Origin of the sequence: Paenibacillus etheri (genome assembly GCF_001012825.1) — a bacterium.
Lineage (GTDB): Bacteria > Bacillota > Bacilli > Paenibacillales > Paenibacillaceae > Paenibacillus_AQ > Paenibacillus_AQ etheri.
This window is the reverse complement of sequence record NZ_LCZJ02000012.1, coordinates 120,766-130,433: the sequence shown is the minus strand read 5'-3', so window position 1 is coordinate 130,433 and position 9,668 is coordinate 120,766. Positions and strand designations below refer to the sequence as shown.

The window sequence follows — 9,668 nt, the reverse complement described above, 5'->3', positions numbered from 1 at the left end:
GTGACCCACACGTGCATCTGGATCATTAGAAAATTGAAGGTGCTCCACGTGATCTTCTACGATTTCCTTTAAGTAGTTCAACTTTTCCTTTACCTTTGGATATTCGCGGATACTTTCTTCTTTTTCCACGGCGTCAATTACTTTTTGGCAATAGTCCAGTTCATCCACTAATTCGTTTGTCGTTGTTTTTGGCGGGAATTTATCTTTCATGTTTTCATTGATTTGATAAACGGCCTTGCGCAACAGCTTAGACTTCTCCATCAATATCTCTTTGGGTGACTGCTGATTGAATCTTGATTTCGTATGGGTAGCATCCACAATGATTGCGCGGCTTTTAATGATTTCTTTTTCTAATGCAATTTCTACCGTTTTTTGAATCAGCATGTCGAGCAGGTTCACATCCTTCAATCGAAGTTTACGAAACTTCGTGAGTGAACTAGGGTTGATGACCTCGTCTTCTGGCGCCATATCTAAGAAGTATTTAAGGGACATATCATATTTAGAACGTTCTACGACATCCACATCGGACAAATCGAAGATCGATTTTAGTAATAAATACTTAAACATTCGGATGGGAGGCACGGCATTGCGACCATTATCTAGGCAATATTTACTCTGTAATTCTTCATGGACAAAAGAAAAATCTACGAGGTCATTTATTTGTCGTAGCATATTATCCTTAGGTACGACGATATCGTAAATAGCCATAAATGGACTGAGGTTAAGGGATTGTTGGTTTGAAATCATCCGAGTCACCACCTAGAATTAATATAATTATTATACAGCAAAATAGGACACCCTTCCTCGAAAGATCGAGGAGGGGTGTCCTGTAATGAAGTTTTCAGGGCTTACTAAAAGGGGTTTGTGTAATTTGAATTCAAAAACATTAGAGGAATGTAATGAAGGGGAAATTTGGAACTGTAGGAGCGAAAGCGACCGCCTTTGTCTCCGGATTTCATCCGCGAACAGCGGTACAATTCAAGAAATCTGGAGACAACAGCGGCCGGAAGTCCAAATATTCCCCGTAGTTACAACTGACACCTTGGATGTATAGTCTACAGAGAAATTAGTATTGGGACTTTTTCAGTGGCCTCGCGAAACGGGTACCTCTTTTGCTACTTTATACTTTTAAACTACTTTCTTATATGTTATAACTAATGCTACATTCTGAAGATCATTTGCGTAGCTTTGATTACTTGAGGGGAGATTTAGTTTTTGCAATCATCACAGACACAAGACAACAAGAATTCGTTATATATTATTTTACTCATTACGGGGATTGTTCTGGTAGCCTTTAATTTACGGCCCGCTATTACATCTGTTGGTCCACTAGTGGGAATTATTCAAGAGGATGTAGGGCTTGCACATTGGAGTGCAGGTCTATTAATGAGTATACCTTTGATATCCTTTGCTGTTATGTCGTCTCTCGTTCCTAGAATCGCTGCTCGTTTATCCAACGAGAAGACACTATTGTTAGGTTTGGTTGTTCTTTTGATCGGTATTTGCATCCGTTCTATTTCAATGACGTTCTTTATTTTCTTTGGAACGTTATTGGTGGGAGTAGGTATAGCCATTGGGAATGTTCTATTACCGGTAGTTGTGAAGGAGGAATTCCCACAAAAGTTCGGTCTAATGACAAGTATTTATTCCACTTCAATGGGATTATTTGCATCGTTAGCATCAGGTATTAGTATTCCTCTAGCTCATGATCTGAAGCTTGGGTGGGACGGAGCTTTAATTGTATGGGGAATTCCGACTATCATAGCGATCGTGGTATGGATCCTTCTAATTAGATTAAATCCAGCCAAAGATCATGCAGTAAAAAGTGTAAGGATCAGTGCTAAACAAATCTGGCGTTCACCACTCGCTTGGAAAATAGCCCTATTCATGGGGTTTCAGTCTTCATTATTTTATATAACGATGTCCTGGTTGCCTGAAATTTTATATAACTATGGCATAAGTAGAGGTACAGCAGGATGGTTACTATCCTTTACACAAATTGTAGGCGTACCTGCTAGTTTTCTTGTTCCTATTCTGGCTGGACGACTACGCTCTCAAGTGTGGATTGCATTTGCATTAGGCATGTGCTCTATAGTTGGTTATGGTGGACTATGGATGGGCTCATCTTACCCAATAATGATCCTAAGTATTATCTTGATTGGTATCGCTTTGGGAGGGAATTTCCCACTGGCGCTAAGTTATATCGGAATTCGTGCCCGAAATGGAAATCAAGCTGCAGAATTATCTGGAATGGCTCAATCCACGGGATACATGCTTGCAGCCATAGGACCTATATTGATCGGGTATTTATACGATATGACCCAAGTGTGGACGATTCCACTGATCACACTGATCGTTATTTCTGGACTCATGATGACGTTTGGAATGTTGTCTGGCCGAGATAAGTATGTATAAAAAGACTCCCCATGTAGTAGACAGGTGTAATAATGAACCCTGCTGCTGTATGGGGAGTTTTTTAAAATATAAGAAAGTATAAGTTTTACACCCTACTTTATGTCTTATATTTCTCGCATAAACGCTTATCGTCCTAATAAGGACGCCGAAGGCGTTTATGCTTAAATCGTTTTATTTAAAATACTAAATATCTTTAGCGCTATTTGAATTCGTAGTAGTTCTTCAGAATGTTTTAAGTCCAGATTTAGGATTTCCTTTATTTTCTCGATGCGATAGATAAGTGTGTTTCTGTGTAAAAACATAGCCTTTGAAGTTTCGGTGACATTCAGATTGTTAATAAAGTAATTTTCCAAAGTTAACATATAACTTGTACCATGTAATTGATCATGATCAAACACTTTACCTAGACACTTCCGGAAAAATTCTTCTAAGGCAACGACTTTGATATTGGCTTCCAACAGGTGGTAAACCGAATAATCTTCGAAATGTGAGACCTTGTTTTGAAGGTTTTTTTGTTGCATCAATTTAATCATTTCGTTCGCCTCAGAAAAGCTATTATGCAGCGCGCTGATTGTACTGTATTGCTGACCAATGCCTATTAAGAGCGTTTCCTTCGTTCTTTGAATAAGTACCTCAAGCAGTTCATTTGCATATAGCTTGGCATCACTAATTGAAACAGGAGGTCTTTCTTCATTTTGTCCTACTAGAATGATGACTCTATTATTTCTATAAAAGCACTTGATTTCTCCAATCGCTTGATGCGACAGCTCATAAATGATATCTACACATTTTTTTGCAATGGACTCCATTTTGTACTTTCCAATAATCATATCTTCAAACTTATCTGCCTCATTCATTTCAATATTTATCACCATACTGTAATACATATAGCTAGGGTTTAGTCCATGTAAATAACATAAGGTTCGCAGCGCTTCATGGGATGATATTTTCCCCGAAAGTAAATCATCGATGGAGTCTTGCTTAATTCTTATTTCAAGTTCGCTAATTTCCTTTGCTTTGATCAGTTCGAGTGCCATGATGGTGGAGGCCTGCTGCAAGATAATGTAATCAAATTCAGATAGCTCTTGCACCGTCTGCCAAATCACAATGTAGCCATAAATATAGTTAGAAGCAGCGACAGGAATCACTCGACATTTTATTTCCGCACCTTCTGAATGATAGGTCCTCTTAATAGATTTTTTCATTTCATTTAGATTGGTAGGAATGGTATCGATGAACGCTTTATTAAAAACAGGCTGTCGATTTAAAAAATCAAGATAATACTCGAGAGGACTGTTATTCTTCGCATGTTCTGTGTGATGCAGTAATCGCCAATCCTTGTCTACGATAATAATAGGATTACTAATCGTTTCGGATAACATGGAAGTTATTTTGGCAATACCGCCGCCTTCAAGTGTAATTTTGAAGAACAAGTTATGTATATCTAAAGTTTTTCTATTGAGCAAATCATATCTTCCGGAAACCTTCTCATTAATGATCGAGATCACGTTAGAAAGTGTATATTCAAAAGGCAGTTCTAGAAGGGGTAACCCATACTTATTGGCTTCATCAATCATGTTCTGAGGAAGCTTGTCAAAGTACCGTTTCATTTTTACAACCAATCCTGAACAGTTAAGCTCGGCAAGTTCCTTAATCATTCGATTTTGTAATTCTGCGTTATTTTTGAAGATATAGCCTGTGGATAAGAGTAGTTCGTTAGGTGAAAGCCAGTCAAAGGCATCGGGATTCTCAATAATGTTAACGATAGATATGGATTTATCAATTCCTTGTTCTCCAGCCACAATCTTTATTCCCTCTATAGCCTTGATCTTCATTAGGTCTTTAACGGTTAGCAATTTTTGGCACGCTCCTCAGACACACTTTTAACACATTCGATTGTATAACATGCACAAATAGGATGCACTCTTTTTGGTTCGCTTAAACGATGACGATCCCTACCAGTATATTATATATTAAGTGCGTAAGGTAGTTACGCTAATAGTTGCCTTTGTACGATGTAACCAAATCATATTATTCAATGCATTCATCCATCTGTTGAAGTGAAAAGGAGGTCAATCACCTTTTTGAAAATATAAGGAATTAAAACAGAGGTGACTCTAGTGAGATTTGCAAAATCCGGTGATGGCGATTTTATTCAACGAATCATTCATCATAAGTTTCATGGTTTTGTTCATAGCACGTTTAATCGCACAATCAATATTCAATGTTTGGATCGTGGAGATTTGTATACTCTTGCGTGTAAGGGAATCGATAATGCTCCTAATACACTTATCATTGACTTAGATCACTTCGAAGAAACAGATATTTGGGTGAATGATGTTGTAAGCTCGGATCATCCCGTTCTATTGATTGCTAATAAGATGTCTATCACAATGAATGGTGTTAAGAATTGGAATTGTGAACTGCCTAAATATCCTTCAGAAGCTGATGTCTTAATAATGAATGTATCTACTATGAAGCAATATATCAATCTTCACGGAAATAACAGCAGAATTGAAAGGGCTTTCAAGAGCGGCAATCCTTTTGACGATGAAATGTCTAGAATGCTTCATGAACGGACGCAGTTACTTGTATCGGAATTGCAAAACAAGCGAATCTCTACTGCAATCACACATGCAACTTCGCTCATAGGCCTTGGACCAGGCTTAACGCCAGCCGGTGATGATTTCTTAGTGGGATTGTTTACCGTCTTCAACATCGAGAATAATCGATCCTTTTTACACCAATCGTTTTGTGAAGAAGTCGTTTTACATGCGAAGGCCTTAACCAATGAAATCAGCTATATGGCATTAGCTAAAGCAGCAGTTGGCCAGGTAAGAGAGTCCATTAGTGACTTAATGGAGGCTTTATTTAGAGGTAGCGAAGAGGAATTGTTATTGGCTTTAGATAGGGTACTGGCTATAGGATCCACTTCGGGTACAGATATAGCCCTAGGAATTGTTGCAGGGCTGGAAATGAACAAGTAAATGGGAGGTACAAGTATGACTGTTCAAGTTTTAGTAAAACCAAACACTTATATCGATTCCGTATCTTTGATGTCACTCTCAACCAAAGCGAATCAGATCGAAATCGTAGAACAAGCCATTATTGCAATGGGTACTGAAATGAATAAAGAGGTCATTAGAAATGTGGGCTTGATGACACCTGAAGTAGAAAGTGCCAAAACAAGTGACTTAGTGATTATTGTGAAGGCTGCCTCTGAAGAGCTGTGTGAGGACGCTTTCGAAAGCATCAATGAATTGTTAACGAAAAAGAAAGATTCCTCTAAAGGAAAGAGTGAGGTTAAATATTCAACCATTACCTCAGCTGTACACGGTACTCCTGAAGCTAACTTAGCGATTATTGCCGTAAATGGGAGTTATGCTCCTAGAGAAGCAAGAAAAGCTCTCGAAAATAATCTTCATGTCATGCTGTTTAGCGACAATGTAAGTATTGAAGATGAAATTCAATTAAAGACTTTAGCACAAGAAAAAGGCTTGCTAATGATGGGGCCAGACTGTGGTACTGCGATTATTGGTAATGTCGCTTTGTGCTTTGCGAATGCCGTGAGAAAAGGCAATATTGGGATCGTTGGCGCATCAGGAACAGGCAGCCAAGAGGTAACGGTTCGTATTCATGAATTTGGCGGTGGAATCACACAGTTGATCGGTACAGGCGGCAGAGATCTAAGTGAAGAGGTTGGCGGCATTATGATGCTGGCCGGAATTAAAGCGTTAGAAGAGGACGATGCAACAAAGGTTATTGTTCTCGTATCTAAACCACCAGCACCAAGTGTAGAAGAGAAAGTACTTGCACAAATTAAACAATGTAAGAAACCAGTTGTGGTTTGGTTTGTGGGTGGGAATGAAGAAAAGGTCACCCAAGCTGGCGGTCATTTTGCAAAAATGTCAAAAGAAGCGGCACTTAAAGCGGTACTTTTAGCTGGAGCAGACGAATCGAAGCTTAACAAACGTGCCTTAAATCTTCCGCTTATTGAAGAAGTGCGTGCGAAGTTAAATCCTCAGCAAAAATATATCCGTGGATTATTCAGTGGCGGTACGCTCTGTGATGAAGCGATGCACATTGCTATGGAGAAATTCGATAATGTCTACAGTAACATTCAGAGAGATCCTGAATATCGCTTAAAAGATGTTAGAGTAAGCCAAGATCATACTTTTATTGACTTCGGAGACGACCAATTTACACAAGGTAAGCCACATCCAATGATAGATCCATCCACTCGGATTGAAAGATTTATTCAAGAAGCGAAAGATCCTTCTGTCGGTGTTATTGTGATGGACTTTGTTCTAGGCTTCGGAGCACACGAAGATCCTGTAGGCGCAATGCTTCCAGCGATTATCGAAGCGAAGCAAGCAGCAGACGAGGAAGGAAGACATCTGGAGATTATTGGATACATTCTTGGAACCGAGCTAGATAGTCAAAATATTGAAGGTCAAATTAATAAATTGTTAGCTTCTGGTGCTACACATGCTAGCAGCAGTCAGAACGCAGGTCTACTAGCAAGAGAATTCGTTGTGAAAGGAGAATAGTCATGAGTAAAATCAATGAACTTTTTACGAATAAACTAAATGTCATAAATGTAGGCATTGAAAACTTTAGAGATGATTTGTTAAAACAAAACGCGAATGTAACTCACTTGGAGTGGACGCCGCCAGGCAGAGGGAATCCGGAATTAATTGCTGCGCTGGATAAGCTTGAAGATCCAAGTGTTACAGATAAGATTGAAGCTGCTAACAAAGAGGCTGTTGAGCGAATTATTAACTCGCAACCGGTACTGATTGGCTTTGACCAAGCGATTAATGTAGTTCCTGGTATGACGAAAAATACGATATTACATGCTGGCCCGCCGATCACTTGGGAACGAATGAATGGTCCGATGAAGGGCGCAGTAACAGGGGCTATTGTATTTGAAGGACTTGCCCCCAATATTGAAGAAGCAGCTGTACTAGCCGCGTCAGGAGAGATTATTTTCTCGCCATGTCATGAACATAACTGTGTTGGTTCCATGGCTGGTGTAACATCGGCTTCCATGTTTATGCATATTGTTGAGAATAAAACCTATGGAAATATTGCCTATACAAATTTAAGTGAACAAATGTCCAAAATCCTTCGTATGGGTGCTAATGACGAGAGTGTTATCCAGCGTCTGATTTGGATGCGTGATGTATTGGGTCCTATTTTAAGAGATGCGATGAAACTTAATCCAAATGGGATTGACTTGCGCCTAATGCTGTCACAAGCCCTTCATATGGGGGACGAGTGTCATAACCGAAATGTAGCTGGAACAACCCTGCTCATTCAAGCGCTAACGCCGTATATTATCCAAACCAATTTCACTGTTGAACAGAAGAAAGAAGTGTTTGAATTCGTTAGCAGCAGCGACTATTTCTCAGGTCCGACATGGATGGCGCTTTGTAAATGTGCCCTTGATGCTGCGCATGGCATTGAGAACAGTACAATTGTTACCACGATGGCTCGTAACGGAGTGGAATTCGGAATTCGCGTGAGTGGAATCGCTGGAAACGTATGGTTTACAGGTCCTGCACAACAAGTAATTGGTCCTATGTTCGCTGGTTACAAACCTGAAGATTCTGGTCTTGATATTGGTGACAGTGCGATTACGGAAACCTATGGAATTGGCGGATTTGCTATGGCAACTGCACCGGCTATTGTTTCGCTTGTGGGTGGTACCGTTGATGATGCAATCAGCTACACCACAAAAATGGCAGAAATCACAACCACTGAAAATCCTAACGTGACGATTCCAATGCTTGACTTTATAGGGATTCCAACAGGTATTGATATTCAAAAAGTCATTCAAACAGGAATTATGCCGATTATTAATACAGCCATTGCACATAAAGATGCGGGGATTGGAATGATTGGTGCGGGTATCGTTAATCCTCCAATCGAAGCATTTGAACAAGCATTACTTGCATTAAGTGAAAATATTAAATAAGAAGAGGGCTAACTTGTTTAGCCCGCCATTCTTATTTCGAACTAGACGAACATCTCATGCTAGGTTGTGAAGGAGTGAACAATTTTGGATAGTCTATCCTTGAATACAAAACTTATTGAGGCGAGTGAACAGGGAGAACTGGCTTTTGTTGAAAAACTATTAAACGAAGGTGCCAGTGTTGATTATAAAGATGCTGCAGGGCGAACAGCATTAATGGCGGCAACTCAAAACAATCAAATTGCGATTGCTAAAAGATTAATAGAAGCAGGAAGTGATGTAAACACTAGAGATATTACACAACTCTCACCGTTTATTTGCTCAGCAGCAAATGGCTTCTATGAAATCCTGCGTCTCATGATTGCTGGTGGAGCTGATTTGAAGAGTGTGAATCGGTTTGGTGGAACAGCACTGTTACCATCGAGCGAAAAGGGTTATTTAAAAACCGTCGAAGTGTGTATTGATGCTGGGGTTCCAGTGAATCATGTCAACAACTTAGGCTGGTCAGCCCTGCTTGAAGCAGTCATATTGGGGAATGGCGGACGACTATATTCTGACATTATTGAGGCGCTTGTTCATGCGGGGGCAGATGTGCATTTGCCTGATCGAGATGGGCTCTCATCCCTACAACGTGCTGAAGAGAACGGTCAGTATAAAGTCGTGAAGATTCTCGAACAAAACTTCCCTGAAAATAATGAATATGTGATGCAAGCAAAGGCTCTGGCTAACAACGATCAATATGAAGAAGCTATATCCATCATCAATAGAGCGCTAGAAGTGGATACTGACAACCTGGATTTCATCTATTATAAAGGGTATTTCTTGCAAGAACTAAAGAGATATGAAGAGGCACTTCAATGCTATGAAAGCGCTATCTATATTGATTCAGCTAATTTAGAATTTTATTTCTACACAGCGAATTGCTTAAGACTATGGAAAAAACCGGAGGAAGCTCTTCAGGAATATGATAAAGCCTGTAAGCTGGCGCCTAATGAAACCTTCTATCGCTACCACAAGTCCAATTATTTAAGAGAACTCGGCCGACATGAAGAAGCAGTTGTCGAGATGAATAAGCTTCTGGCGATTCAGCCGAATAGATATGACTTCTCTTTCCATAAAGCGAACAGTTTAAGATCGCTTGGTAAGCATAATGAAGCCATTGAGGCCATCGAGAATGCGATTAAGAATGATCCATCCAATCCGTTATACCATTCACACAAAAAGCAATCTCTTGAGTTACTCGGTTAGCGCATAAGAATTGCAACATAGGAGGCAT

General features: G+C 39.8%; 8 protein-coding genes. 6 read left to right on the top strand and 2 right to left on the bottom strand.

Annotated elements, in window-relative coordinates; translation table 11 throughout:
- Positions 1–747, bottom strand: a 747-nt coding sequence (locus tag UQ64_RS01160) for a transposase (RefSeq protein ID WP_167348446.1), incomplete at its 3' end; no start/stop codon positions are given.
- 152 nt (positions 748–899) lie between these two features.
- Between UQ64_RS01160 and UQ64_RS32500 the strand changes: the two genes are divergently transcribed.
- Both UQ64_RS32500 and UQ64_RS01155 read left to right on the top strand, forming a co-directional pair.
- Positions 900–1,028 carry a hypothetical protein gene (locus tag UQ64_RS32500; RefSeq protein WP_280818138.1) on the top strand — a complete coding sequence of 43 codons (129 nt, stop codon included), beginning with the start codon at positions 900–902 and terminating at the stop codon, positions 1,026–1,028.
- Positions 1,029–1,215: 187 nt separating this feature from the next.
- Positions 1,216–2,415, top strand: a complete 1,200-nt coding sequence (locus UQ64_RS01155; RefSeq protein ID WP_060621722.1) for a CynX/NimT family MFS transporter — start codon at positions 1,216–1,218, stop codon at positions 2,413–2,415.
- A 161-nt stretch (positions 2,416–2,576) separates the two neighbouring features.
- On the opposite strand, the gene UQ64_RS01150 is transcribed toward UQ64_RS01155, so the two are convergent.
- Positions 2,577–4,250 (bottom strand): PucR family transcriptional regulator, encoded by a 1,674-nt coding sequence (locus tag UQ64_RS01150; RefSeq protein WP_245237818.1) that lies wholly within the window; start codon positions 4,248–4,250, stop codon positions 2,577–2,579.
- 285 nt (positions 4,251–4,535) lie between these two features.
- Between UQ64_RS01150 and UQ64_RS01145 the strand changes: the two genes are divergently transcribed.
- The 4 genes from UQ64_RS01145 (at position 4,536) to UQ64_RS01130 (ending at position 9,640) form a co-directional block, all read left to right on the top strand.
- Positions 4,536–5,402 carry an oxamate carbamoyltransferase subunit AllH family protein gene (locus UQ64_RS01145; RefSeq protein ID WP_060621720.1) on the top strand — a complete coding sequence of 289 codons (867 nt, stop codon included), beginning with the start codon at positions 4,536–4,538 and terminating at the stop codon, positions 5,400–5,402.
- Between the two features lie 15 nt (positions 5,403–5,417).
- Positions 5,418–6,965: an acyl-CoA synthetase FdrA gene (fdrA, locus tag UQ64_RS01140; RefSeq protein ID WP_060621719.1), complete on the top strand. Its 1,548-nt coding sequence runs from the start codon at positions 5,418–5,420 to the stop codon at positions 6,963–6,965.
- Positions 6,966–6,967: 2 nt separating this feature from the next.
- Positions 6,968–8,395: a YlbE family protein gene (locus tag UQ64_RS01135; protein ID WP_060621718.1), complete on the top strand. Its 1,428-nt coding sequence runs from the start codon at positions 6,968–6,970 to the stop codon at positions 8,393–8,395.
- An 84-nt stretch (positions 8,396–8,479) separates the two neighbouring features.
- Positions 8,480–9,640, top strand: a complete 1,161-nt coding sequence (locus tag UQ64_RS01130; protein ID WP_060621717.1) for an ankyrin repeat domain-containing protein — start codon at positions 8,480–8,482, stop codon at positions 9,638–9,640.
- The last annotated feature ends 28 nt before the right edge of the window (positions 9,641–9,668 follow it).